This is a genomic window from Streptomyces sp. NPDC044033, assembly GCF_056434425.1.
In genome coordinates this window covers 111,751-135,537 of record NZ_JBWKFF010000023.1, presented here as the reverse complement: position 1 = coordinate 135,537, position 23,787 = coordinate 111,751, and the positions used below count along the sequence as shown (strand labels likewise).

The following is a 23,787-nucleotide window of genomic DNA, read 5'->3' as shown; positions in this document are numbered from 1 at the left end:
CGAGACGACACTCGGGCCCTCGGCCTGCACAGCCTCATCCACGGCACGAAAACGGTCCACCGACTCCGTCCGCAGACCGTCATGAAACTTCGAGGCTAGTGAGATAGCTGAATTGTTTCTAATATGGGACCGCGGCTGTCTTTGACTCACAGCTGGCGCGATGCTTTACGCACAGCAAGTTGCATCGATCGGCAATCGGCCGACCCTCACCATCACCAAAAATGTCAGCATCAGATAAGCATGTCAACGCTCACATCCCGGATTACAAGAGACTGAACAGACGAAAGCAATAACCATCGCACCGGCATCGCCATGCCGGTCCACCACCGGCCGAATACTGAAGCTCATCACCCTGGCGACGGGGGCACATCACGGGCAGCCGGCGACGCCATCTCCAGTCCGCTCCGCCATAGGCCCGTCAGCCCCGCGCGCCCCCAGCATTCCAAGATCATCAAATCGCCTTGACCAACACCTCAGACACTCCTCTGTGCTGAGTGCGATTCCACACCTGCCAACAGGTGGATACGGGGACTCGGGGACGGGAATTGTCGATGGCATTACGAGCACGGCACAGCCGTGATGCGGACGAGGAAGCCGTGGTGCGTCGGCTGGCGCGTGCGCGGAAAGCGCCGCGCGATACGGTCATGCGCGCCCAGATGATCGAGCTGAGTTGGCAGGGCTGGCACGTCCCGGCGATCGCCGTCGAGATGGGTTGCGGCGAGAAGACGGTACGGCGGTGGCTGCACCGCTTCAACCGCTCGGGCCTGGAGGGGCTGGAGGACCGGGGTGGGCAGGGACGTAAGCGGCGGATCACCGAGACCGAGCGTTCGAGGATCATCAGCCTGGTCGGACACGCCCCGCCAGGCGGGCTGAGGGAACGGGCGGACGGAGACCCCGCTTCAGCTGAACAGGGCGGCCCGCACGGGTGGACGCTCGACGCTCTCGCGGCCGAGGCCAGGCGCCTGGGGATCGAAGTCGGGCGTTCCCAAGTCCGTAGGATCCTGCTGGCCGAGGGGGTGGACTGGCACTGCGCCAAGTCACGCGCCCGGGCCGCGGCAGCCGTCCGTCCGGCAGCGCGGCGGTCGTACGCACCGGCGAGCCCGGGCCAGTGACCCCGGGGCAGCAGCCTCCCACCGGCACCGGACGGCCCGCACCGCCGTACCGCCCGTACCGCCCGTACCGCCCGTACCGCCCGCACCGCGCCCGCACCGCGCCCGCACCGCCGTACCGAACGCGGCCCGCCCGTAGGCGAGTCCGGCGTGGCGAGGCGCCATCGGCGATCAGTCGGGAACCCGGAGAAGCCGACCGCGCACCGCTTTGCGACACCCTCAAGTGGCCGTCACAGAGCGGTGCGCGGCGGTGTGACCTCAGCGTTCAGGCCGTGCCCGCGCGAACCGCGTCACCGTAGAAGTCCGGCAAGGACCGGCCGGCCCCGGCGGCCACGGAGCCTTCCCAGACCCACTGTCCGACCGCCAGGTCGAGCACACCGAGGCCGAAGGGCGAGAACACCGCGGCCCGCCCCGGGGTACGCGCGACAGTGCCGTTCAGCAGGTCCGCGAGCGTGCCGTCGATGAACTGCCGGTGTCCCACGAGCTGTTCGGTCAGGTGCAGGGAGGTCCGCTCCCGTACGGCGTGGTCGATGTCGTCGGTGAAGTTCTGGGCGGCGAGGATCATTGCCGGGTCCAAGTCGCGCAGCGACAGGTGCAGCACGACGGGTCCGTGGTCGAGCAGCCCGGGGTCGGCGATATGCGGCTCGCCTGCCACCGTGGTGACGACGACCAGGTCGGATGTGCTCAGAACCTCCGCGGCCGTCTCCGCCACAGTGGTCTGCCCGACACCGTCCGCCGCGAGGAACCCCGCGAAGCGCTCGGCGTGAGCGCGGTGCAGGTCGAAGACGGTGAAACTGTCGGTCTCCCACCTCAAGTCGCGCAGGAAGCGCCAGACATGACCCGCGATCAGTCCGGTTCCGACGATGCCGATACGGGCGGCGCGGCGCCCCCCGGCCAGCAGTTCGGCTGCCAGCACCGCGGAAGCCGCGGTACGGCTGGCCGAAACGATCGATGCCTCCATCGCGGCGAAGGGATATCCGGTCTCGGTGTCATTGAGCAGCAGAACCGCCGAAGCGCGCGGGATTCCGCGGCTGGGGTTGCCCGGGAAACTGGCGACCCATTTGATTCCGGCGACCTCGAACTCGCCGCCCAGGTAGGCCGGAAGGGAGATGATGCGAGCTTCGGGGCGCTGGGGGAATCGCAGAAAGGAGCTCTCGGGATTGGCACTGTCGCCGGCGGCGTGACACAGATAGGCGCGGCGCACGACGTCCAGGCACTCTTCCCGCCGTCCCTCCACCCTGCGCAGTACGTCCGCGCCGGTCAGAATCCCCAGCCCTGGCAGCGCGTCGCGCGGAGCCGGGCTGGAGGCGTGGTCCTGGATACGTCGGGCGAGAGTTGCGTCCTGGTCCCCCGCGGTGGGCGTCGTAGGAGAGGGGAGTTCCATGGCAAGCGGCTCCTCGGTGCTCAGGTGGGGTGGCTGTACCAGCGCTGCCCCGCGTCGTCCTCGTCGCAGGGGCGCAGGCGCAGGGCCGGTGTCGTCTTGAGCAGGTCGTCCTGGGTGAGGCAGCGCCCGGAGGCGGAGATCCGTCCGAGCCCGTCGAGGCGCCAGCGCTGCTCCGGCCGTCCGTCGCACCGGGCGGTCGCCACGGTGGTGCCGCCGGTCAGGCAGAGGCCGGTCGCCCTGGCGCGCAGCCTGCCCCCGGCCGTACTCCAGTTCTGCGCCGCGCTGCCGTCGCAGGCGGCGGTGCGGACCTGGCGGGGGGCCGGTCCGCGGCTCGCGGAGGCGTCCAAGCAACGGCCAGTGCTGTCGTCCGTGTTGGGTGCCGTGTTGGAGCCGATCCAGGACACGAGGGTGCCGGGTGCCACCGCCGGGGGCGCGCGGTGGTACTCGCGCTTCCACCATGCGGGATAGGACGGGAGTACGGGCGGAGGCTGCTTGGGGCAGTCGGCGGGGCGGCAGCCTTCGTGGCGGAAGTAGGTCAGATAGAGCTGGGCCTTGCGCTCTTCCTGTGCGGGGGTCAGGTTTGGGGGCGACTGGTCGATCGCGTATCCGCGGTAGGCGACCAGCGGTACGGCGTGGCCGCCGACGCCATGTGGTGCAAGGTTGGTGATGTCGGCGATACGGGCCAGACGGCCCGCTACGGAGTGGTCGCTGTGGTCGGCTCCGGGTTCGGTGCTGCGACCGAGTTCGGTGTTGTCGTAGTCCAGGGTGCGCACCACGTCAGGACGGGCCGCGTCGAGGATCGCGCGGAGCGTCGCGACGAGACTTCGTCGGGTGTACCTGGCGCTGCCGTCTATTGCGGTGATGCCGTGAATTCGTCCGTCGAATATCTTCTGCAGGCTTTGGTAGTGTCCGGCGGCCGAGCCTTGCCCCCGTTCGAACCCATCGGGCAGCCGCATGAATGCCACCTCTATACCGGGGCGGCCATGCGGAACGGTGAGCCGCGAGGTGCGTATTCGGTGGCCGGGGAGACGTGTCTTCTCGTCTGTCCACGCGTCGGGGACGCCGGCGAGAAGGGAGTAGGCCGCCCGGACTCCGTCCTCACGGGACTCGTAGAAGAGCGCGCCTTGTCCGCTGTCCCCGGCCGTGAGGTACACGATCTTCAGGCAGTTGCCCCGCTGGTAGTCCTTCTCCAGGTCGGGTCCCATGAAGAGAAGGTCGTCGTCCTGGTGCGCCACCGCCGCCACCGTCGTGTGATGGCATTCGGGCCCGCCCGCGGACCGCGCCGATGCGGCAGCGGGCTTCGGCGTCAGGAGTGCGGCGGCCAGGGCCAGTACGGCTATGAATTTCGGGAGAATGTGTTCCGCGAAGGGCATCGAATCAGTAAGCACACACAACACCGGCCTTCCTCTTGGTCCCCCGGGGTGGTCTGCGAATTGCGGTGTGTCAGTGGATGAGGAGTCTGTTCAAGCGCCGGGTGGCCACCAGCAGCCCGAGCGCCAGCGCCGCCGCGAAGTAACCGAGGTGTACGGCAAGTGAGGCGTCGACATGTCCGCTGACCAGCGCCCGCATCAGCTCGATCGCCTGATAGAGCGGCGTGGCTCGGACGACCAGCTGCACCGGCTGGGGGTAGACGGAGATCGGGTAGAACGTGGTGGAGAACATCAGCAGCGGAACGGTGACGAGCCGCACGAACTGCGTGTCCTGCCAGGTGCGCATGAAGGTCGTCGCGGCCAGACCGATCGCGCCGAACCCCAGGGCCACGACGAATGCCGCCGCGGGAACGGCGACGGCCCAGGGCGACGGCACCAGCCCCAGCGCAGCCATCACGCCGATGAAGACGGTGCCGTAGCCGGCGCCCCGCAAGGCGGCCCAGAGCACTTCGCCGAGCGCGATGTCGAGCAGGCCCAGCGGCGTCGCCATGAGCGCTTCGTACAGCCGGGCGTGGCGAAGTTTGAAGAAGATGCCCATCGTTGTGTCATAGACCGCGCCGTTCATGGCGGAGGCGGCCAGAAGACCAGGGGCGATGAACGCGGCATACCCAGCGCTGAGGGCGCCCGGGCTGTCTTTGAGCAGTGCCCCCATTCCATTGCCGAGGATCACCAGATAGAACAACGGCTCGAAGAGTCCGGACAGGATTTCCCACCAAGTGCGGCGGTATACCAGCACGGAGCGCAGCAGTACGACGCCGGGGCGGCCTGCGAAGGACTCGTGCCGATTCCGTCGCGTACGGGAGGCAGCCGCCGAGGTAGGCATGGTGCGCGTCAACTCCTTTCGTGAGTATGCGCAGGCAGTGTGTGTAGGCGCTCGTGAGTACTCGTAAGTGTTCGCGAGTCGGGAATTCAGTAAGTGAGGCGCCGCCTGAAGAGGCGGACCGTGGCGGCGAAACCGACCGCCGCCCACAGCGCCAGGACGCACAGGTGCACAGCGACGGGCCCCGGCGAGAGGTGGCCTGTCACGCCTGCGCGGCACAGCTCGACCGTGTGCCACAGAGGGGTCGCCATGGCCAGGCCGCGCGCGGCCGTCGGTAGCTGTGAGACCGGGAAGTACGTTCCTGCCACCAAGGTCATCGGAAGGACGATCATTCTGTTGAGCGCCGTGAACGCCGAACCGTCGCGGACCATCGCGGAGAAGGCCATCACGGGTGCGGCGAAGGCCAGCGCGCCCACGGTGGAGAAGAGCAGAGCGAGTAGGGCCGGCAGTGAATTCATGGCATCGCTGAGGACCATGGCCAGGGCGACGAGGGCGCCCAGAGCGGCGATTTGGGCGGCTGTCCAGAGCAATTGGCCGATCACCATCTGCCGCGGCGTCACCGGGGTGACGGCCACGCCCTCGTAGGTGCGCTGCCATTTGAAGCCGGCCATCACAGGTTCCGTGGACTCGGCCACGGCGTATTGGAAGGCCGCGGTGGCAAGCACGGCAGGGGCCACGAACCTCAGATACGAGCTGTCGCCCACCGCCCCCCGCGGGACCACCGCGCCGAGTCCGAACCCGATCGCCGCCAGGGTGGCGAGGGGAATGACGAGGCCGCCCACCACGGCTCCGCGCCAGTTGCGGATTCCGTGGACCGCCTGCCATTCCAGGACCATCAGGCATCCTCGCAACCCCGTGACGCCGGTCGGGGGCCGGATACTCGGAATTCGCTCGTACTCAGTCGTCAAGGCTACGGCCCGTCAGGTGAAGGAATACGTCTTCGAGGGTGCTGCGGCGCACCAGGCTGGACTCCGGCGGCAGCCCGCTCCGGTAGATCTCGGACAGGGCTTGCTCGGAGTTCTGGACGAAGAGCAGGAGGCGCTCCGGGAGCGTTTCGATGCGGTCGCAGAGACCGGCGAGTTTCTCGGCCGCGACGGCTTGGCGGTCCGGCGGGTACCGCAGTTCCACGACTTCGGGCGGCGCATGCCTGCCGATGAGGTCGGCCGGCGTGCCCTGCTCGATGATCCGGCCCTGGTCGATGATCACCACCCGGTCGCAGAGCCGCTCGACCTCGTCCATGTAGTGCGTCGTGAGGATCAGGGTGACGCCGGCACGCTTGAGCCCGAGCAGGCGGTCCCAGAGCAGGTGCCTGGCCTGGGGGTCGAGTCCCGTGGTGGGTTCGTCCAGGAGCACCAGCTCGGGGTCGTTGACCAGGGCCCGTGCGATGGTCAGCCGACGGCGCATCCCTCCGGACAGGGATTCCACCTCCGCCCCTGCCCGGTCCGTGAGAGCCGCGAACTCCAGCAACTCCGCTACCTTCCGCCGGACTTCCGGCCGCCGGATGCCGAAGCACCGGGCGTAGACCCTCAGGTTCTCGCTCACGCTCAGCTCGGTATCCAGGTTGTCCTGCTGCGGGACGACGCCGATCCGGGCCCGGATCGCGGGGCCGTGGCGGTCGGGGTCCATGCCGAGGACGGACAGGCGGCCGTCGGTCCGGGGTGAGACACAGGCGACCATGCGCAGGGTGGATGACTTGCCCGCGCCGTTGGGGCCCAGGAATCCGAGGAATTCACCGCGCCGGACGTGTATGTCGATGCCGCGTACGGCCGTCCGGTCGCCGTACCGCTTGGTGAGCCCGTCCGCGACGACGATGTCGTCGGCAGCGTCGATGCCGCGCATGCTGGACCGGTCTCCTTTCCCTGCCATCACTGGACCTGACACATCATCAGTATGTGAGAACCTCGGCAACTCGCTCATAGTCCACACGATCCCGTACGAGGAGCCGGGACCGCCGCGCGAGCGCCGGGGGCAATTCGCCGTCGGTCACGGTGAGCAGCCGCTGTACCACGGCTTCGGTGCGGTAGTTCCGCTCGAAGAACTCGCGGAGGGCCGGCGCGGCCGCCTGCGCGTCCTTGACGGCCTGGACGAAACCCTCCGAGGAGAAGTCGCGCAGGCTCTCGGTGATCGCGAGTCCCGGTGCCAGCAGATTGGTTCCGCACTGGGCCCGGCGCACGACGACCGGTACGCCCGCGCCCGCGGCCTCCGCGACCATCCGCCCCCATGAGTCGCTGACCGAGTTGGCCAGCAGCACGTCGACGGCTTGGTAGAAGCCGGTCATCCAGCCCCATTCGTGGTATTCGCCGACGCGTAGGTGGACTCGCGGATGTGTGGCCGCCGCGGCGGGCCAGTCAGCCGCTGCCGTCGCCGACTCACGGGGGACCAAGGTGCACAGCAGGTGGGCACGCGGGTCCGTGCAGGTGTCCAGAAACGCTTCGACCAGCTCGCCGACGCGTTTCCCGGGGTGCAGTTCGTTGCCGCCGGCTCCGTAGACGAAGTCGCCCTCCGGGATGCCGTACATGTTCCGGATCGCCTGCCGCCCGATCCGCCCTACCGGCCTCTTCTGCGCGATCGGAATCACATGCAGCGGGCGGTTTCGCAGGACTGGGTGGAGTCTGAGCAGTTCGACGCGGTTCCAGTCCAGGAATGTGTACGGCACGATGTGGTGCGGGAGCGACAGCACCTCTTCCACGTATTCCGCCGGTTCGATTCCTCGGGAAGCCGGTACAAGCGGGCAGTCTGCCGCGTACCCGGAGAATTCCAGCTTCCAGAGGATCCGCGCTCCGGGAGGCAGGCGCTTCAGTACTTCCAGCGGGCGGCGGTGGAAGTTCGCGATACGGATCCATACAGGGTCCGCGTCGACGGCGTCGGCGGCGATCTCCGCCACGGACCGGCGATCCCACTGCGCGTGATCGAGCGGAAGGATCAGCCCGTCGCCGTGGCGGACCGCGATGCGCATGTTCATGGGGCGGCTCCCGGCACTTGAGGGTCATGCAGGAATACTGATTCCAAGTACCGCTCGCCGCGGTCCGGCAGGAGCAGCACATGGGTGGACCCCGGCGGGGTCGCTTCCATGTGCGCCAACGCGGCGGTGACGACGGCCCCCGAAGAGGCGCCGGCCATCAGCCCTTCCGAATTCAGCAGGCGGGTGCAGCCGGCCCGGCAGTCCTCCTCGCTGACATGGATGACATGGGATTTCTCCAGGAATCTGGCGAACGCGGGCGGGTACGGGGCCCCCATACCCGGCAGCGTGCGGTTTCCGTGCGCCTTCACGCCGAAGATGCCGCTTCCCAGAATGTCGACTGCCACTATCCGTGTCGGCCAGCCCCGTTTCTCGACATACTGTCGGCAGCCTGCGAGGGTTCCGCAGGTACTCACCGCGCCGTACAGGTAGTCGGGCGGGCGGCGCAGCGCTTGGTGAATCTCCGGCATGGTCGTGGAAACGTGCGCCGAGGTGACGGCCTCGTTCGCGTACTGGTTGGTCCAGAAGCTGTTCGGATGCTCGGCGAGCAGTTGGCGGACCCTGGCCAGCCGGGCCGGGAGGAACTCTCCGGACACCGCGTCCGGTGTGTCGATGACCTCGGTCGACACGCCGTACGCGCGCAGCAGGTCGCGGTGGGTGGCAGTGGTGCGGGCATCGATGACGCAGATCATCCGCAGGCCGGTGGTGGCGCACAACTGGGCCAGGCCGATCGCGGTGTTGCCGGAACTGGACTCGACTATCACGGTGTCGCGCGTCACGGTTCCCGAGGCGATCGCGTCGACGAGGATCTGCCGGGCGATGCGGTCCTTGATGCTCCCGCCCGGATTCGCTCCTTCCAGCTTGCCGTACAGGCGCCGCGTGCCGGCCCCCGCTCCGGCGGCAAGGTTCTCCAGGCCGACCAGCGGAGTCTTCCCGATGGCCTGGTAGACGGCGGACCGTTCCAGGACATCGAGAAGGGCCTCGTCGGTACCTGCCGTGGTCAATGGTCCGCGCTCCCGGCCCATTCGTCATCGGAGTCAGGGCCTTCCCACGGCGGGGGCGGGGCGCCCCCGCCGTGGGACGCGCCGTGCAGTGCGAGCGCCATGAATTCCGCGCGCAACTTTCCCGAGGATCGGACCAGTCCGCGGAGAGCGGATGTCCGGGTCCTCGCCCCGCGCGAGCGGACTCCCCGCAACGTCATACAGGTGTGCTCGGCTTCGAGCACGACACCGATACCGCGGGGCTGGAGGTGCTCTTCCAGCCAGTCCGCGACCTGTATGACGAGGCGTTCTTGCACCTGCGGCCGGCTGGCGCAGTACTCCACGGCGCGGGCCAATTTGGAGAGCCCGATGATATGCGACCCGGGAATATAACCTACGCTCGCGGTCCCGATGAACGGCAGGAAGTGGTGCTCGCAGATGGACCGAAACGGTATCGCGTAGGCAACCACCAGCTCGTCGTATCCATCATGGTTGTCGAAGACGGTCGGTGTGAACGGCTGGGGAGTGAAGAACTCCTTGTATGCCTGCACCATCCTCCGGGGCGTATTCTGCATCACCTCCTCGTCCTCGCCGGCCCCGAGAGCCACCAACATCTCGCGTGCCGCCTTCTCCGCCGCCTGCACATCTTGCACGCGGTGGGCCGGCAGGGGTTCCTTGCCGTCGATCAACTCGGTGTGACCGGGCAGTGTCTGCTCCATGCGACTCCGTCCTCTCGCTGATCAGGCCGGCTTGCGTAGCACGCAGGCGGACGTGCAGGTCTCGTGGACGGTGATCGCGGAGAGCAGCGGCAGGCCGGGCTGCAGGCGATCCCACACCCAATAGGCGAGCACCTCACTGGTGGGGTTCTCCAAACCCGGGAGTTCATTGAGGAAGTTGTGGTCCAGCTCCTCGATCAGCGGTTTCATCGCCGATTTGATGTCGCCGTAGTCCACCACCCAGCCGGCCGAGGCATCGACATCGCCGTCGATGTGAACAGTGATGCGGTAGGAATGCCCGTGCAGCCGGCCGCACTTATGGCCTTCGGGCACATGCGGCAGCTGATGTGCCGACTCGAAGCGAAATTCCTTACTCAATTCCATGTGGCCCCCTCGGCCGATACGGATACCGCTTTCTTCTTCCGTCCGGACATCTTTCAGACTCCTCGCTGATCACCCCAGATGAGGACATGGAGTCTCGGGGTGATATTCCAGCCGTACTCCAGAACCGTCGAGCTCAGGTCGCGCAGACCATGCAGGACCGCGTCGGAAGTCGTTCCCTCGGGCATGATGTAGACCGGATCCAGTGAGTGGTCCTCGACCATCTGACGCACTTCCGCCAGATCTTCCGTTGAGCTGACCACGAACTTGAACGCGGCCTTTCCGGTGGCGTTCAGTGCGGCGAGCGCTTGGGGTTTGACGCGCTTCGTACCGCGCACGCCGGCGTTGGCGAGCTTGGGCGATACGTTGAATCGGGCGACGCGTGCGCGGATCTCCTCGCCCGGGATGATCGTCCCGTTGGTCTCGATCTCGACGTCGACGCCGCGCGGCAGCCGCGCGAGGAGGACGCCAAGGGCCTGCTGCTGCATCAGGGGCTCGCCCCCGGTGACCACAAGGAGAGGGGCACCGATACGGGCGACGTGCTGGACGGCCGAGTCCACCGTCATGACGGTCAGTTCAGTTGCGGCGTCGTGGCGAGACCAGTCCCAGGTGTACGGCGTATCGCACCATTCACAGGTGAGATTGCAGTGGCCGAGGCGGAGGAATACGGCGAGCCGTCCGACCGACGCCCCCTCCCCCTGCCATGTCGGGCCGAATATCTCCGACACCACGAGGCTCGGTTCGAGCGCCCGTGCCGCGTCCGCGATGCTCGTCATCCCAGGGGGTCCCTGACGCCGAGCTCCTTGAAGGCCCCGGCCCGATCCAGGCAGTTGTTGCATTCACCGCACGGCACGTCCGCATCGTTCTGGCACGACCAGGTCTGACCGAGTGGCACGCCGAGCTCGATACCGCGGCGCAGGCTCTCTGCCTTGCTGCACTCCCCCAGCGGCGCCCAGGCCGTGATATCGGCCCTGGTGCCTACGGCGATGAGGCTGTTGAGCGCCCGAAAGTAGTCGGGGCTGTTGTCGGGGGTGATCCAGGGCCCGCCGATCGACCCGGTCACCACACGTTCGGCGCCCAGGGTCTCGGCCCAGGCGACCGCCAGGCTGTTGAAGACGGTGTTGCGGAACGGAACGTATTCCAGGTGGCGCGTTTCCTGGGTGACCCTGCTCGCCGTGTCCGTCAGGGCAGACCCTTTGATCTCGCCGAGGAACGGAACCGCGGCTGTGCGCAGACAGTCCACTTCCAGCCAGGCGGCGTTCTGCGCGGCGAACTTGGCCTCTCGGCTCGCGGTCCGCTGCCCGTAGTCGACGAACAGCCCGCTCACCAGAAAGCCGGCGTCGCGGGCGATTGCAGCGGCGACGACACTGTCCGGGCCCCCGCTCAACAGGCAGACGACTCGACGTTGGCTCATGGTGTGCACTCCTTTCCATCGGTAGTTGATTGCCGGTCGTTGTGCGCGAGTCGTTGTGCGCCGTTCCCATCCCTTTGACGGGCGTGCGCTGGTGTGTGGACTCGGGGGTGTTCGCGCCGCGTCAGCCCAGCAGCCCGACGTCGGCAAGGTGCGTACGTGCGAAGCTGTGGCAGCGTTCGGCGAGTCGCGCGGAGTCCGTCCCGGAATTCCCGAAGTCGGCGAAGGCGTCGGCGAGCAGCGCGGCCAGCTCGGGGATGCCGGCCGACACCAGGCCCCGCTGGGTGGCCCCGACCGTGCCCAGCCGGATACCGCTGGCCGCCGTGGGACCGCGGTCGCCGGGGAGCAGGTTGGCGTTGGTGAACACGCCGATTCTTTCGAGGTGCTGTGCCAATCGGACGGCGCGCGGTTGGTCCTTGAGGACGAGCATGTGGGTATCCGTCCCACCGAATGCGCAGTGGATGCCGTGGTCGCCGAGCGCTGTCGTCAGAAGAGCCGCGTTGGTGACGCTGCGGTGGATGAGCTCCCTGAATTCGTTGCTTTGGGCCACGCGGGCGGCGGTCGCCAGCGCGCAGATCTCGGCCATCCGGGGGGCGCCTTGCAGACCGGGGAACAAGGCTCGGTCGATGCGTCGTGCGAGTGCCGGGTCGCGTACGGCGATGGCGGCGCTTTTCGGCCCGCCCAGGGTCTTGTATCCCACCATGGTCACCACGTCTGCCCATGGCAGCGGGTTGTCGTACGTTCCCGTGGCGACCAGGCCGGCGAAGTGTGCGATGTCCGCGACCACCACGGGCCGTGGAGACAGCTCCCGGACGGTGTCGGCGACTCTCTTCCAGGAGATCTTCCGGGGGAAGGAGCTGGCGCCGATGATCACCACTCGGGGCTTGTGTCGCGCGGCGGTCTTGTACAGGGAATCGAGATCGATGCTCTGGTCGTCGACCCCATGGTCGATCGAGACGACGTTGTAGTCCTGACCGGACTGGTGGAATGGCGCCCCGTGGCTGAGGTGCCCACCGGATGACAGCCCCAGAGACAGGACGGTCTCGCCCGGCGACAGCGCCCCTCTCAGGACCGCGAGGTTGGCGAAGGAACCCGAGACCGGTTGGACGTTGATGTGGACTTCTTCGGGCTCAAGCCCCGTGCCGGCGCACAGCATGCGTGCGAGTCGGCGGGTGGCGAGAAATTCGATGTACTCGGCCACCGGGCCGGACGGGTTGTATTTGCTTCCGCCCTGATCGCGGTATCGTCGTTCGAAGTCCGCGTAGTCGCTGATGTCGGCGGGGCCGTTCTGCAGATACCCCTCACCGTCCAGGTTCAGCAGATCAGAGGCGAGACACTCGCGAATGGCTTGCGTGGTGAGCATGGAGGGGGCCAGAAGGTGAATTCCCTCGTTCTGCCTCACACGCTCCGCCGCTAACAGCGCGGCAACTTCCGGGTCGACCCGGGCGAGCGAGCTCGGTTCGGATTCGCCATCGGTTTCTGCTTCTTCTCCTACCGCTACTTCGGTTTCGGTTTCGGCTGGCGGTTCAGGACCTGCTGGGCACATGAACGTACTCCTCACCGCAGGATGACTGGCCCGAGCGTGCCGATAGCGGATTACCACGCCCCGCACGGCGGACACAGTGCAGAACTGTACACAGAGCGCACGTTCGTAAATAGACGTCGGCCATGGGCCCGGAAGGGATTCGGCCACCTTGGACGACCTGCGACCATGCGTGCCGGTTCCCTTTCCATGGGCATGAATCCGGTGGCCGGGCACGGCCGGTCGGCCAGACGCGCGAGTTCAATGGTCGCGGCACGAGCGCGGCCCGGTCCCGCCGCGAACGCGGAACCCTTTGCGTACCGGCTGGGCGCGTACGAGGGAGTCGCCACGCGTCGCCATGGCACGCTCGGACAGCCGGGCGGAACCGATAGGGTGGCCGGGTCCGGCGGTCACCGCCGAGGTTCCCGGCAGTGGAAACTCAATTCCATCGACGCATATCGCAGCACTGAATTGTGGACACTGTTTGTGGAATCCAGCAATCGCCGCCCATGGCGAGGTATCCGCGCGAGTGTTGAGATATCCCCATGTCACGTCCCCTGGACAGGCGTCAGCAGTCGAATGTGACCAGATGGCCGAGATCACTATGCCGTGGAGCATTCACACGCCCTCTGCCTGGCCCTGAGTAGATGATCAATGCGACGATCACCGCAGGTCGTTTTAGGCCCGGCGCCTTCCTCTCCTTACTTCCTCCTGGATCGGACACCAGATGAGAAGCGTTCGACATGCGATCGATTCGGCCCCAGAAGGGGGCAGCGTGCTGCTCGTAGGCAGCGGCAGAGGCGGCCTCCTCATGGAGCTGGCCGAGCGCGTAGGGGACCAAGGCCGTGTGATGGGCGTTGACGTCGATCCGGTGAAGGTCGAAAGCGCACGTGCTCTCGTGGGCCGATCGGGGTTGCGCCACGTGCACAGCGCGGCTGCCGACGGTTGGTACGGCTGGCGTGAGAACGCGCCTCACGACCTCCTGATCAGCACCGTCTCCGTGACCTCGCTCCCGCCTTCCTGGGTGACGCAGAGCCGCCTCGGGTCGTTGATCTGCGCCCCCGTCCAGCTGGACGGTGAGGCCGCACCGGTCTCCTTCGCCACGTTCAGGGTTGAGAGCAGACGCGAGGTTTCCCTCTTGGCGGCCGTACCCGGCCGGTACGACGGACTGCACCGGAGCTGGGCGCGTACGGAAAGCCCCGGCGGTGCGCCGGCCACCAGCGGCACGCGGGACTCGGCGGCCCACCCAGCAGATGCCGAGCTCCACGAAGCGCTCACGGCCCTGGTTCAGCTGAGTTGACGGTGATGTCGGTGATGTCGGTGATGTCGAGGCGGTCGGGGTGGTCGGGGTGGTCGGGGTGGTCGGGGGCTTCAGCGCCAGGGCCGCCGTCTCGTCCGACGTGACACGTTCGGGACTCGGTGGGCAGAGGGTGCCTGGTCCTCTCACCGCGTGGCCCGGCTTGACCTTGACACAGTGATAACGCTTTCACTGTGGTCAAGGAGGTGGTCCCGATGACCATGCCGAAAGAGGACACGAATATCGGTCGAGCTCTTCAGGGGCTGCAAAGCAGCAGATCTTCGGTGCGACTGCAGGCGGCGCTCGCGGCCGGCACGGCCCCCGATCCCCGGTTCATCGACAAGCTCATCGAGCGATGCGCGACCGAGCCCGAGTTCTACGTGCGCGAGACGCTTACGTGGGCACTCATCCGCCACTCGTCTTCAATGACGGTCCCGAAACTCATTGATGAAATTCGCTCGGAACGTACGCAGGCACGGAGCCAGGCATTGCACACCCTGTCCAAGATCGGGGAGCGGCGGGCGTGGCCGGCGATCACACGGGCGCTTCTGACCGACGCCGACGACGAGGTGGCGCGGAGCGCCTGGCGAGCGGCGGTCGTACTCGTACCCGAAGGCGAAGAGCCTCGGTTGGCGCGGGTATTGGCCACACAGTTCGGGCGCGGCGAGCGTGATACGCAGTTGAGTCTCAGCCGGGCGCTGATCGCGCTCGGTAAGGTGACCATGCCGACTCTGCGCACTGCGATGACGGATCTCGACCCTCACGTGCGGCAGCACGCGATCGCCACGGAACAGATGATGCGCGACCCGGATGCCGGATTCGAGTTCGCGATCGAGGAGGCGAAGCGCATCGTGGCTCTCGGCAGGACGGGCCAGGAAAGGTAGTGGACAGTGCTGATCGGTGATGTGGCACGACGGTCCGGGGTCAGTGCCCGCATGCTCAGGCACTACGAATCACTCGGCCTGATGCGGCCGACGGGTCGTACCGAGGGCGGCTACCGGGAGTACTCCGGCGAGGATATCCGGCGAATCTTTCATATCGAGAGCCTGCGGTCCTTGGGGCTCTCGCTGCGTGAAGTCGGATCCGCGCTGGATGATCCCGACTTCACGCCCTCGGAGCTCGTCGACGACCTCATCCACCGGACACGGGAACGCATCGCGAGTGAGACGGAGCTGCTCACGCGACTGGGTCGGATCGGCGCCGCGGAACCCGCCGGCTGGGAGGGCGTCCTCCGGATCGTGGCGCTCCTCCAGGGGTTGGGCTCGGAGAGCGCCGGGCAGCGTCAGCGCGCCGCCCTGTCCTCGATCGAAGGAATCGAAGGGGCCCCGGCGCCAGTGGAAGCCCTGGCCGAGGCGGCGTTGAGCGAGACGGACCCGAATGTCGCCGGGGCCCTTCGATGGGCTCTGGCACGAGCGGGCGACGGCGGATTGGCACTGCTGGCGGAGGGCCTCGGCTCATCAGCGGCCGACGTGCGGATACGAGCTGTCCAGGCCATTGCCGAGATCCCGGACGATGAGGCGACCGTACTGCTGCAAGACGCCCTTGTGGACGCCGATATGGCGGTCAGCAGATGTGCGGCTCTGGCGCTCGGGGCGCGTGGAGTGGCCAAAGCGGTCCCGACGCTTATCGGCATGGTCGTCGAGGGGGTGAGCGACGCGGACGCGGCGGATGCGTTGAGCGCGCTGGCAGGTGATCCCGCGTTGGCGGATCACATCGCTTCCGGATTCGTTGACGGCCTGGCCCGCGGCACCATTGAATCGGCTGCGCGTCGGCGGATTACGCAGGCGCTCGCGGAGATTCCGGGGAGTACGGCGTCACGTGCCCTTGAAGACCTGTCACATGATGGTGATCGTGTCGTTGCGCTTACCGCGGCTTACGTACTCAGAGAGCGTTCGGCGGGAGCGGACCCGGAGTCCTCACCCCGGGCGTGACGCCTGGACCGGTTGCCCGACCGATTCATCGCGCCTGTCCGGCAGCGCCTCCGCGGAGGGCATCGGCAGCGACGACGCCGCCTGCCTCAAGTGTTCGGCGAGCGCCTCCGTGGCTGTCGACGGTGTCCCGTCCTTGACTCCCCAGGCGAGGAGGTGGCGGCGGCGGGCCCAGGGGTCCTGGAGTTCGCAGACGTCGAGCGCCTGGCTGGGGTCGATGGCGCGGCGCGGTACGACGGCGAGGCCGACTCCGGCGGACACCAGGCCGGTCAGGACGTTGAGGTTGGCCACGCTGGTGCGGTAGCGCACGGCTGGGGCGTGCGGGCCCAGATGTTTCTCGATCCAGCGCCGTAGCGAGGAGTCGGCGTTGAGCCCGACCAGGGGGTGCTCGGCTACTTCTCCGTACGTCAACGAGGTGCGGCCCGCGAGGATTCCGCCCGCCTGGCCGATCACCACCAGGGAATCGTCGCCGAGGGGTTCCATGGTCAGGCCGCAGTCGCGGGCCTCGCCGTCGAGGACGACCCCCAGATCCGCCGCGCCATCGGCGAGCGCCCGTACCGTCTGCGGGGTACGGCTCTCGGAGACCGTGACGTCGGTATCGGGGTGTTCCCGCAGAAAGGAGACCAGGGCCCGCGGTACGAGCCGGTGCATCGCGGAGCCGCCGCCCAGCAGGGTCAGCGGAGCGCTCGGGGACCGGGTGTAGCTCGCGACGGCGCTCTCAAGGCGTGCCGTCTGGGCCAGCACCTCGCGGGCGTGCCGGGCCAGGGTCGTACCCGCCGGGGTGGGCCGTACCCCCCTGCGGCCGCGGATCAGCAGGGCCACGCCCGCGTGGTGCTCAAGCGAGCGCACTCGGGCGCTGGCGGACGGCAGGCTCAGATGCATCCGGCGAGCACCCGCCGTGATCGACCCCTCCGTCACGATGTCGAGAAAGAGCCGAAGGTCGTCCAAGTCGTACCGCACCCTCGTGAGCCTATGGCACTGCCTGATACCAGGTACGCCGATCGCGCATTGTGGGCCCGCCGGCCGCAGGGTGATCATCGGTGGGTGCCAGAGATATCGCTCATCCTGTCGGCCGGTGTCGGAGCCGGAGTGCTGAACGCCGTTGGCGGCGGCGGCAAGTTCATCGCGCTGCCCGCTCTGGTGGCGGCCGGACTGCCGCCCGTCACCGCGAACGCCTCGTCCACCATCGCTCTCGTACCCGGTGCCGTGGTCAGCGCGTCGGTCTGCCGACGTGAACTCGTACCGGTCGGTGCGGCGTCCACGAGGGCTCTCACCCTGATCAGCATGGCCGGGAGCGCGGTCGGCGCCGGTCTCATGCTCACGCTGCCCGCGGCGTCGTTCGAGGCCGCGGTGCCATGGCTGCTCGCCTTCGCCACACTGCTCGTCGCCTTCGGCCGCCACCTGTCCCGCGCGCTCGACAGCGCCCTCGGCCGCCGGGTCGGCATGAGTGCCCGGGCCGTGCTGATCGGCCAGTTCGTCCTCGCCGTCTACGGCGGATACTTCGGCGGAGCCGTAGGCATCATGATGATGGCCGTGTGGAGCGTCGGCCTCGGTCTCGACGCGGCGGTGAGCAATCCGATGCGGGTCACCCAGCTCGCGGCCATCTACGCCAGCGCGGCCCTGATACTCCTCGTCACGTCCGACGCCCTGGGCTCCCCGCTGATTCTCGTCACCATGCTGGTCGGCGCGGCGATCGGCGGCTACGTCGGCGCCCATCTGGCCCGCTGCCTCCCGGCCTGGCTGCTGCGGGCGCTCCTCGTGGCCTCCGCCGGCACCACGACCGTTCTGTATTTCCTCCGCGGCTGACCCGGCCCGCCTGCCGATCACCCGCCGATCGGCTACGGGCCTCGCGAGCCCGCCTCCCGACGACAGCGTGGCTCGCCCACCCGAGCGCGGCAGTGGCGGCGCGGATCCGCCGACTGACCGTACGGCCCGCTACGGGCGGCTGCCGGCTGCCTCGGCGCGCGCGAGGCGGACTCTTGCGTTTCACCGCCCCGTAGGGTGCCCGCATGGCTGAGAACTGGAGCGCGACCGACGCCGGGACCATACGTCTCCCTTCCGGCGTCGTGATACGTGGCCGGGGGTTGCGATATCCCCTGCCCTCAGGGCCGGGCCCGTCCTTCGCGGTCTATCTGCTCGGCAAGCAGCCTCCGGAGACCGGGTGGGAGGCTCGGTGGGTGCCGTGGCCCGACTTTCGGCTTCCCAAGGACCGTCGGCAAGCCCGGAACGCGTTGGAAGAGGCGCTGTCCCGGGCGAGGGACGAACGCGTCGAGGTCGCCTGCGGAGGCGGGCGCGGGCGGACCGGGACAGCGCTGGCATGCATGGCCGTCCTTGATGGAGTTCCGGCCGACCGAGCCGTGGCGTACGTCCGCCAGAACTACCACCATCGCGCTGTGGAGACTCCCTGGCAGCGACGCTTCGTGCTGCGCTTCGCGGACGCCGCGTAACGCGACTACGCGTCGAAGGCTCGGGGCGATCCGCGCTGTACGGTCGCGGCCCGCCGCCCCGCGGCCCCGGCGTTACCCCGCCGCGCGGTACCGGGGCGCGAATTCCTCCTCGGCGAACCGTTCGATCGTGGTGGGAGTGGATGTGCGGGCGGTACGCGGCTGCTGCATGCGTGTGTGGCGGGTGTTGAGGGCTTCGCCGACCTCGGCCATCATGTCCGCGACATTGGCGGACACGCCTTTCCTGCGGAGTTCCGCGTGGAATTCGGCGACGGTGGTCTGCTCGTAAGCGAGATCGTCGGCGCTCACAGCCTGCGCGATCACGCTCACGGCTTCTCGCATGCTCACATCGCGTTCGCCCTGGAGCTCCAGGATCTCCGTACCGCTCCAGGCCCCGGTGGCGAGTTCCTCGGCGGCCCGGGCCCCGATGTCGCCTGTGGTGACGAAGGGCAGGGGGAGGTCGGGGTCGAAGGGGGCGCTGATGCGGTGGTGGGCCCTGGCGGCGTCGACGTGGTCGAGCAGGTTCTCCATGAAGTAGCCGGCCCGCAGCCAGAGCGCGTCGACTCCCGGGACGGCCGAGAGGCGCTGTTCGAAGCGGTGGAGACCCCTGACCGGTCCGGTGCCCTCGGGGTGTTGGGCTCCCCAGCTGCTGAGCCCGACGACGCGGGTCACCCCGGAAGCGGCGACCGCCTCGGTCAGGGAGGCCGCCACCTGGTCCTGGAAGGCGCCGAAGTCGGGGTGGTCGGGGAGGTAGTTGGGCTGGATCACCGCGTAGACGCCGTCCGCGCCGCGGAAGGCTCCCGCCAGGGCGGCCGCGTCGGTCTGGTCGGCCTCCCACACCTCGGCGCCCAGATCGGCCAGGCCGGAGAGGCGTCGGGCCGAACGGCCGACGGCCCGGACGGGGTGTCCGTGCGCGAGCAAGTGCACGGCGGCGGCCCGTCCGGTTCGGCCACTGGCGCCCGTAACGACGTACATCGACTATCTCTTTTCCTTGGTCTTTGGCGTTGTCTGCTGCCTGCTGTCTGCTGTCCGGGAGGCCGACCGCGATCGCGCGGCGACCTGACGACTCTCCGGAGACGAGCGGTTACCGGGCGGTCGGGGGCGGCGACGGCCGGTGTTCGGCTGATGTCGGGATTCTCCCGGGACGCGTTCGGCACGGTAGTCATCCCTGTCGGCAGGCGGGTAGGAGTGGCACACCCACCCCCGGCCCTCGTGGATGGGCGAGGTGACCGCACGCTGTGGCGTGGCGGGAGCAGCGGGCTCTGGTGACGCGCTTCCGTCCCCGCGCCGCAGCGCACGCTTCGTCTTTACCCTGGTCGTATGAAGGTTTCGAGCAGCCTCGGCGCGAGCCGGCCACTGGCCGGCTTCCTGCGCGCCAGACGCGATCAGGTACGGCCCGCACAGCACGGGCTGGCCCCGGGGGCGCGGCGCCAGGTGCCGGGTCTGCGGCGGGACGAGGTGGCGTTCCTGGCCGGGATCAGCACCGACTACTACGTACGTCTCGAACAGGGCAGGGAACGCCGGCCGTCCCGCGCCGTGGTCGAGGGCCTGTGCGAGGCGCTGCTGCTGGATGCCGTGGCGGCGCGCTACCTGCGGGGACTCGCCGCCACGGAGCCGGTCCCGGAGCCGGGCACAGAACCAGTCACGGGGCCGGTCACGGGCCGGGAGGCTCTCTGTCCGGACGGTGATCGTCTGGAGGCCGTGCACCGGCTGCTCGACTCCATCACGGTGCCCGCCCTGCTCGTGAACCGGTGGCTCGACATTGTCGGCGGCAACCCGCTCGGCGGTCTCCTCCACGAGGGGTTGGAGCCTCTGGACAACTACGCCCGCATGGTGTTCCTCGCCCCTGGGGCGCCGTCGTTCTTCGCCGAGTGGCCCGAGCTGACCCGCTGCATGGTGGCGGCCCTGCGCGCGCAAGCCGGCCCCGAGGCGGGCTCGGCCCGCCTGACGCGGCTGGTGGATGAGCTGGCCGCGCGCAGCGATGATTTCAGGATCGCCTGGGGAGAGCACCAGCTCTACGAGAAGGCGATGGACCGCAAACTCTTCCGGCACCCGCGGGTCGGACCGCTCGTACTCGACCAGCACGTCCTGGAACTGCCGGGAAGCGAAGGCCACAGAATCTGGGCCTTCCACCCGGCGGACGACGCGACTGCACACGCTCTCCTCGACCTGGGTTCCCCGGCGCGTACGTCCGGCCTTCCGGGCTCGGACGCGCTGGAACTCACGGATTTCTGAGCCCGGAACGGCCTGGTACGCGCCGAGCCCCACCCCAGCGACGGCCGCAGATTCCTGCCGCACATCACCGACACCGGCCGCGCCCGCCTGCGGCTCGAACTCGCCCAGCGCGCCCATACCGTCGCCCCGCCATCCGCGGCATGTTCAGCCCCGAGGAGCAGCAGCTGCGCGACTGCGCCGGCTGCACCCCAGCAAGCCGGTGCCGTGGCCGCTGTCGGGCAGGGTGCGGCCGCCGGACACAATCACGTCCCATGACGTCCACCCCATGGAGTAGGCACGCTGTCGAGCTCCGTTCCGACATCGTGATCAAGAGGTTCCAGCGTGACAGCCGTGGCGCGGGCGAGCGGGAGTGGCGTGCGCTGACGCTGCTCGCCGCGTACGCACCGGGCCTGGCCCCTGTCCCTCGCAGCGTGGACCTCGACGCGGAGGAGCCGGTGGTGGTGATGGAGCGCCTACCCGGTGAGCCGATGCGGGGAGAGCCGCTGAGCGATCGGCGGCTCAAGGCTCTGGCCGCGGCAGCGAGCGAGCTGTACGCGGCTGTGCCTGCGGATGTCCTGGCCGAGGTCCCCGCCCGGCCTGGCCGACAGCAGCGGCTCATCACTCAGATCCGCGCCTGGGCGCTGCGGATACGCCCGCGAGCCGACAGTGAGGTCGGCGAGGCCATGGTCCGCGGTCTTGAGTGGCTGGCCAATTCAGGTATGGAGCGCGTCAGCATGCCGGGGGTCCCCTTGGTTTTCGGTCCCGGCGACGGCAACCTCGCCAACTACCTCTGGGACGGCACGCGCGTACGGGTCGTCGACTTCGAGGACTCCGGTCTCAGCGACCGGCCCTTCGAACTGGCGGAGATCACGGAGCATGTGGCCAGTTGGGTGGGGCCGCCGCTCGATGTCGACGCGTTCCTGGATCTCTTCGACCTGAACGCCGCCGAACTCGCGCGGCTGCCGGAGTGCCGTCGGCTGCTGGCGCTCGTGTGGCTGTTCCTCTTGTCCTTCGACGACCCGCAGCACCCTCGCAACCCACCGGGAACGGCCGAGCGACAAGCCGCCCGGCTGTCCGGGCTTCTCGCCTGAGGCCGTGCGCCGAGCGTCGGCGGCCTCGTACGCCCTGGCCGGGGACGGCCCGTTGAGGGCCGCGCCGCGGCTGATCGGCCGGTTCGACGGCCTCCGTCGTCCCCGCACCGCCGGTGCCATGATGATCGTCATCGGTGGGTTCCCGCCGGAGGCACGCAAGCCGGCTGACGAGCTCGCCCCGCCCGTTCACGGGCTGTACCGACTGTGATGTCCGTCGAAGGAGAGCACGTGGAAGAACAGACGCAGCAGGCGCCGGCGGAAGCTTGTCGCCAACGGGCGGCGGACGCTGCTCCGCGTGAACCGGTCGGAGCGGTGAGCCCGCGGCCGGTCGCGCCCTCGTCGGCATCGTCGTCCCCGGCGCCCTCGTCGCCCTCGTTGCCGTCGTTGCCGTCCTGGGTGGCCTGGCGGCAGCGGCCGTTCCCCGACGCCAACCTGCTCCTGCTGCACGGAAGGCGGCCGGCCCTGGTCGACAGCGGCTTCGTCGGCCACGCCGAGGAGACCGCCGACTGGGCCCAGGCACACGCCCGCGCCGGAAAGATCGACCTGGTCGTGAACACCCACTGGCACTCCGACCACGTCGGAGGCAACGCCCTCCTCCAGGCACGGGGCGCCGCCGTCGCGGCGGGAGCCCCGGAAGCCGAGGCGGTCTCCCGCCGGGACCCTGGCTGCTGCGCCGCCGAGTACCTCGACCAGCCGGTGGCCCCGTACACGGTCGACGTACCGCTCGACGACGGGCAGGTCCTCCGGCTCGGGGACGCCGACTGGGAGGTCGTACGCACTCCCGGGCACACCCCCGGGCATATCGCGCTGTGGCAGCCGGACGAGCGGCTGCTCGTGGTCGGGGACGCGCTGTCGGACTACGACGTCGGCTGGGTGAACCTCGCCCTCGACGGACCCGACACAGCGTCCACGGCGCTCGCCTCCCTCAAGCGCATGGCCGATCTCTCCCCGCGCATCATCCTCCCCTCCCACGGGCCCATCCCCGCCGATCCGGCCGCGGCGTTCGCCGCCGCTCTGCGCCGGGGCCGGCGGCTGGTGGACGACCCGGACGGGGCCGTCTGGTACGGCGCGCGACGGGTCTTCGCCTTCGCCTTGATGGTGCGCGACGGGATACCCGCCGACGAGGTCGAGCCGTACCTGCACGCCCGGGCGTGGCTGACGGACGCGGCGCGCCTCCTGGGCCGTACGCCCGAGGAACTCGCCGCCGAGTTGGTCGACACGATGCTCCGCAGTGGTGCCATCGTTCTGCGCGACGGCCAGGTGCACGCCGCCGCCGAGCACACGCCGGTCACGGCGCGATCGCTGCGCGTGCCGTACCCCCGCGCATGGCCGGCGGCGGCGCCATCCCGTTAGCCGTCCCTCCCCGCTGGAAGGTGCGCTCCGGATTCGGGGGCCTGGGTGCGCGCCTCCCGCGAGTACGCCCTCAACGCGTCGGCCGCCTGAGCCTGGCGGCCCGTCGACAGCCCGCTCCCCCGGCCCGTACGGCACCGCTCGCGTCCGGGGCCTCCGGCCGCCCTCAGATGCTGCCGCCCGGAGGCCGACGTCCGAGCCGGGGTCCTCCGGCGGCCCCGCCGCTTCGGGCGCGATGACGGCGTACGGCGTCGCGGTTGGCGCACGGCTGGGAGCAGTAGCGCTGCCGACCGGTACGGGAGGTGTCGGCGAAGATCGTGGTGCACTCGGCCACGGCGCACCGGTTGAGCCGGTGCATGCCGCGGCCCACCAGATGGAGCGCGGTACCGACGGCGATCAGCGAGAACAGCAGGGCGCCGAGCGGCTGCCGGTCGTCGCGGTAGTGCAGATGCCAGCCGTCTCCGGCGTGGTCGGTCAGCCGGGGGTGGGCGGCGGCTTCGGCCAGCATCCGGTTGACCATGTCGGCGCGCTCATGCTCGTCGTCGGCGTCCACGACTCTCTCCCACGCCCCCAGCGCGGTCCGGGCACCTTGCAGATCCTGCGCCGTGGCCGGATGCTCCAGCGTCAGCCCGGCGGCGCGGCAGCGGTCGGCGAGCTCCTCGGCGCTGGTCGGGCGCCGGTTGGCCAGGTCCGCGGCCAGGTTCACGGCATCCGCGCCGTAAGGGTTGAGGTGCATAAGCCCATTACATCA

The 23,787-nt window shown here is 68.9% G+C and carries 25 protein-coding genes; 10 read left to right on the top strand and 15 right to left on the bottom strand.

Translation table 11 applies throughout. From position 1 onward, the window contains the following. Positions 1 to 551 precede the first annotated feature (551 nt). On the top strand, positions 552 to 1,112 hold the full coding sequence (locus tag AC07AB_RS32685) for a helix-turn-helix domain-containing protein (protein WP_478574682.1): 561 nt from the start codon (positions 552 to 554) through the stop codon (positions 1,110 to 1,112). A 262-nt stretch (positions 1,113 to 1,374) separates the two neighbouring features. On the opposite strand, the gene sbnB is transcribed toward AC07AB_RS32685, so the two are convergent. The 12 genes from sbnB to AC07AB_RS32625 form a co-directional block, all read right to left on the bottom strand. Beyond that, a complete protein-coding gene (sbnB, locus tag AC07AB_RS32680; protein ID WP_478574679.1) occupies positions 1,375 to 2,493 on the bottom strand; it encodes a 2,3-diaminopropionate biosynthesis protein SbnB in 1,119 nt (372 codons plus the stop codon). 20 nt (positions 2,494 to 2,513) lie between these two features. Next, positions 2,514 to 3,866, bottom strand: coding sequence for a ricin-type beta-trefoil lectin domain protein (locus tag AC07AB_RS32675; RefSeq protein WP_478574677.1), 1,353 nt, complete (start codon positions 3,864 to 3,866; stop codon positions 2,514 to 2,516). 70 nt (positions 3,867 to 3,936) lie between these two features. After that, positions 3,937 to 4,746: an ABC transporter permease gene (locus tag AC07AB_RS32670; protein WP_478574690.1), complete on the bottom strand. Its 810-nt coding sequence runs from the start codon at positions 4,744 to 4,746 to the stop codon at positions 3,937 to 3,939. A gap of 86 nt (positions 4,747 to 4,832) precedes the next feature. Beyond that, the gene (locus tag AC07AB_RS32665) at positions 4,833 to 5,579 is read right to left on the bottom strand and encodes an ABC transporter permease (RefSeq protein WP_478574674.1); all 747 of its coding nucleotides are present in this window, start codon (positions 5,577 to 5,579) and stop codon (positions 4,833 to 4,835) included. Between the two features lie 61 nt (positions 5,580 to 5,640). Beyond that, positions 5,641 to 6,582 (bottom strand): ABC transporter ATP-binding protein, encoded by a 942-nt coding sequence (locus tag AC07AB_RS32660; RefSeq protein WP_478574671.1) that lies wholly within the window; start codon positions 6,580 to 6,582, stop codon positions 5,641 to 5,643. 46 nt (positions 6,583 to 6,628) lie between these two features. Further along, on the bottom strand, positions 6,629 to 7,705 hold the full coding sequence (locus tag AC07AB_RS32655) for a glycosyltransferase family protein (protein WP_478574668.1): 1,077 nt from the start codon (positions 7,703 to 7,705) through the stop codon (positions 6,629 to 6,631). Further along, the gene (locus tag AC07AB_RS32650) at positions 7,702 to 8,706 is read right to left on the bottom strand and encodes a pyridoxal-phosphate dependent enzyme (RefSeq protein WP_478574665.1); all 1,005 of its coding nucleotides are present in this window, start codon (positions 8,704 to 8,706) and stop codon (positions 7,702 to 7,704) included. Before AC07AB_RS32650 ends, AC07AB_RS32655 begins: the two co-directional genes overlap by 4 nt. Beyond that, positions 8,703 to 9,401, bottom strand: coding sequence for a GTP cyclohydrolase I (gene folE, locus AC07AB_RS32645; protein WP_478574662.1), 699 nt, complete (start codon positions 9,399 to 9,401; stop codon positions 8,703 to 8,705). The genes AC07AB_RS32650 and folE overlap by 4 nt, the downstream gene beginning before the upstream one ends. Positions 9,402 to 9,422: 21 nt before the next feature. Continuing rightward, the gene (queD, locus tag AC07AB_RS32640; protein ID WP_478574659.1) at positions 9,423 to 9,782 is read right to left on the bottom strand and encodes a 6-carboxytetrahydropterin synthase QueD; all 360 of its coding nucleotides are present in this window, start codon (positions 9,780 to 9,782) and stop codon (positions 9,423 to 9,425) included. A gap of 53 nt (positions 9,783 to 9,835) precedes the next feature. Further along, the gene (locus AC07AB_RS32635) at positions 9,836 to 10,555 is read right to left on the bottom strand and encodes a 7-carboxy-7-deazaguanine synthase QueE (protein WP_478574656.1); all 720 of its coding nucleotides are present in this window, start codon (positions 10,553 to 10,555) and stop codon (positions 9,836 to 9,838) included. Then, entirely contained in the window at positions 10,552 to 11,193 is a 642-nt protein-coding gene (locus AC07AB_RS32630) for a 7-cyano-7-deazaguanine synthase (protein WP_478574654.1), read from the bottom strand. Before AC07AB_RS32630 ends, AC07AB_RS32635 begins: the two co-directional genes overlap by 4 nt. A gap of 121 nt (positions 11,194 to 11,314) precedes the next feature. Next, on the bottom strand, positions 11,315 to 12,736 hold the full coding sequence (locus tag AC07AB_RS32625) for a hypothetical protein (protein WP_478574651.1): 1,422 nt from the start codon (positions 12,734 to 12,736) through the stop codon (positions 11,315 to 11,317). A 751-nt stretch (positions 12,737 to 13,487) separates the two neighbouring features. Here AC07AB_RS32625 and AC07AB_RS32620 point away from each other — a divergent pair. The 3 genes from AC07AB_RS32620 (at position 13,488) to AC07AB_RS32610 (ending at position 15,940) form a co-directional block, all read left to right on the top strand. Next, positions 13,488 to 14,012, top strand: a complete 525-nt coding sequence (locus AC07AB_RS32620; protein ID WP_478574648.1) for a methyltransferase domain-containing protein — start codon at positions 13,488 to 13,490, stop codon at positions 14,010 to 14,012. 212 nt (positions 14,013 to 14,224) lie between these two features. Continuing rightward, positions 14,225 to 14,893, top strand: a complete 669-nt coding sequence (locus tag AC07AB_RS32615; RefSeq protein WP_478574645.1) for a HEAT repeat domain-containing protein — start codon at positions 14,225 to 14,227, stop codon at positions 14,891 to 14,893. A 6-nt stretch (positions 14,894 to 14,899) separates the two neighbouring features. Beyond that, on the top strand, positions 14,900 to 15,940 hold the full coding sequence (locus tag AC07AB_RS32610; RefSeq protein WP_478574642.1) for a MerR family transcriptional regulator: 1,041 nt from the start codon (positions 14,900 to 14,902) through the stop codon (positions 15,938 to 15,940). Here the strand turns inward: AC07AB_RS32610 and AC07AB_RS32605 are convergent. Further along, positions 15,926 to 16,897, bottom strand: coding sequence for a LysR family transcriptional regulator (locus AC07AB_RS32605; protein WP_478574639.1), 972 nt, complete (start codon positions 16,895 to 16,897; stop codon positions 15,926 to 15,928). The two genes, AC07AB_RS32610 and AC07AB_RS32605, sit on opposite strands and share 15 nt — an antisense overlap. An 84-nt stretch (positions 16,898 to 16,981) precedes the next feature. Between AC07AB_RS32605 and AC07AB_RS32600 the strand changes: the two genes are divergently transcribed. Together AC07AB_RS32600 and AC07AB_RS32595 are read left to right on the top strand one after the other, a co-directional pair. After that, the gene (locus AC07AB_RS32600) at positions 16,982 to 17,743 is read left to right on the top strand and encodes a sulfite exporter TauE/SafE family protein (RefSeq protein ID WP_478574636.1); all 762 of its coding nucleotides are present in this window, start codon (positions 16,982 to 16,984) and stop codon (positions 17,741 to 17,743) included. Positions 17,744 to 17,946: 203 nt separating this feature from the next. Then, on the top strand, positions 17,947 to 18,384 hold the full coding sequence (locus AC07AB_RS32595; protein ID WP_478574634.1) for a protein-tyrosine phosphatase family protein: 438 nt from the start codon (positions 17,947 to 17,949) through the stop codon (positions 18,382 to 18,384). A gap of 72 nt (positions 18,385 to 18,456) precedes the next feature. Here AC07AB_RS32595 and AC07AB_RS32590 read toward each other — a convergent pair whose 3' ends face one another. Further along, positions 18,457 to 19,356 (bottom strand): NmrA family NAD(P)-binding protein, encoded by a 900-nt coding sequence (locus AC07AB_RS32590; protein WP_478574631.1) that lies wholly within the window; start codon positions 19,354 to 19,356, stop codon positions 18,457 to 18,459. A gap of 345 nt (positions 19,357 to 19,701) precedes the next feature. On the opposite strand from AC07AB_RS32590, the gene AC07AB_RS32585 reads away from it, so the two are divergent. The 4 genes from AC07AB_RS32585 to AC07AB_RS32570 all read left to right on the top strand — a co-directional run bounded on the left by AC07AB_RS32585 (position 19,702) and on the right by AC07AB_RS32570 (position 23,039). Next, positions 19,702 to 20,616, top strand: a complete 915-nt coding sequence (locus AC07AB_RS32585) for a helix-turn-helix domain-containing protein (RefSeq protein ID WP_478574629.1) — start codon at positions 19,702 to 19,704, stop codon at positions 20,614 to 20,616. 251 nt (positions 20,617 to 20,867) lie between these two features. After that, the gene (locus AC07AB_RS32580; protein WP_478574627.1) at positions 20,868 to 21,686 is read left to right on the top strand and encodes a phosphotransferase family protein; all 819 of its coding nucleotides are present in this window, start codon (positions 20,868 to 20,870) and stop codon (positions 21,684 to 21,686) included. A gap of 4 nt (positions 21,687 to 21,690) precedes the next feature. Continuing rightward, positions 21,691 to 21,894, top strand: a complete 204-nt coding sequence (locus tag AC07AB_RS32575; RefSeq protein ID WP_478574624.1) for a hypothetical protein — start codon at positions 21,691 to 21,693, stop codon at positions 21,892 to 21,894. Positions 21,895 to 21,914: 20 nt separating this feature from the next. Continuing rightward, positions 21,915 to 23,039 (top strand): MBL fold metallo-hydrolase, encoded by a 1,125-nt coding sequence (locus AC07AB_RS32570; RefSeq protein ID WP_478574622.1) that lies wholly within the window; start codon positions 21,915 to 21,917, stop codon positions 23,037 to 23,039. Positions 23,040 to 23,202: 163 nt separating this feature from the next. On the opposite strand, the gene AC07AB_RS32565 is transcribed toward AC07AB_RS32570, so the two are convergent. Then, complete coding sequence (locus AC07AB_RS32565) at positions 23,203 to 23,772, bottom strand: CGNR zinc finger domain-containing protein (RefSeq protein ID WP_478574619.1); 570 nt, start codon at positions 23,770 to 23,772, stop codon at positions 23,203 to 23,205. Positions 23,773 to 23,787: the final 15 nt, after the last annotated feature.

Excerpts from the sequence above, each read along its gene's own strand:
- AC07AB_RS32685 (WP_478574682.1), top strand. The coding sequence starts at position 552 with ATGGCATTACGAGCACGGCACAGCCGTGATGCGGACGAGGAAGCCGTG.
- sbnB (WP_478574679.1), bottom strand. The coding sequence starts at position 2,493 with ATGGAACTCCCCTCTCCTACGACGCCCACCGCGGGGGACCAGGACGCA.
- AC07AB_RS32675 (WP_478574677.1), bottom strand. The coding sequence starts at position 3,866 with ATGCCCTTCGCGGAACACATTCTCCCGAAATTCATAGCCGTACTGGCC.
- AC07AB_RS32670 (WP_478574690.1), bottom strand. The coding sequence starts at position 4,746 with ATGCCTACCTCGGCGGCTGCCTCCCGTACGCGACGGAATCGGCACGAG.
- AC07AB_RS32665 (WP_478574674.1), bottom strand. The coding sequence starts at position 5,579 with ATGGTCCTGGAATGGCAGGCGGTCCACGGAATCCGCAACTGGCGCGGA.
- AC07AB_RS32660 (WP_478574671.1), bottom strand. The coding sequence starts at position 6,582 with ATGCGCGGCATCGACGCTGCCGACGACATCGTCGTCGCGGACGGGCTC.
- AC07AB_RS32655 (WP_478574668.1), bottom strand. The coding sequence starts at position 7,705 with ATGAACATGCGCATCGCGGTCCGCCACGGCGACGGGCTGATCCTTCCG.
- folE (WP_478574662.1), bottom strand. The coding sequence starts at position 9,401 with ATGGAGCAGACACTGCCCGGTCACACCGAGTTGATCGACGGCAAGGAA.
- queD (WP_478574659.1), bottom strand. The coding sequence starts at position 9,782 with ATGGAATTGAGTAAGGAATTTCGCTTCGAGTCGGCACATCAGCTGCCG.
- AC07AB_RS32635 (WP_478574656.1), bottom strand. The coding sequence starts at position 10,555 with ATGACGAGCATCGCGGACGCGGCACGGGCGCTCGAACCGAGCCTCGTG.
- AC07AB_RS32630 (WP_478574654.1), bottom strand. The coding sequence starts at position 11,193 with ATGAGCCAACGTCGAGTCGTCTGCCTGTTGAGCGGGGGCCCGGACAGT.
- AC07AB_RS32625 (WP_478574651.1), bottom strand. The coding sequence starts at position 12,736 with ATGTGCCCAGCAGGTCCTGAACCGCCAGCCGAAACCGAAACCGAAGTA.
- AC07AB_RS32615 (WP_478574645.1), top strand. The coding sequence starts at position 14,225 with ATGACCATGCCGAAAGAGGACACGAATATCGGTCGAGCTCTTCAGGGG.
- AC07AB_RS32595 (WP_478574634.1), top strand. The coding sequence starts at position 17,947 with ATGGCTGAGAACTGGAGCGCGACCGACGCCGGGACCATACGTCTCCCT.
- AC07AB_RS32590 (WP_478574631.1), bottom strand. The coding sequence starts at position 19,356 with ATGTACGTCGTTACGGGCGCCAGTGGCCGAACCGGACGGGCCGCCGCC.
- AC07AB_RS32585 (WP_478574629.1), top strand. The coding sequence starts at position 19,702 with ATGAAGGTTTCGAGCAGCCTCGGCGCGAGCCGGCCACTGGCCGGCTTC.
- AC07AB_RS32580 (WP_478574627.1), top strand. The coding sequence starts at position 20,868 with ATGACGTCCACCCCATGGAGTAGGCACGCTGTCGAGCTCCGTTCCGAC.
- AC07AB_RS32565 (WP_478574619.1), bottom strand. The coding sequence starts at position 23,772 with ATGCACCTCAACCCTTACGGCGCGGATGCCGTGAACCTGGCCGCGGAC.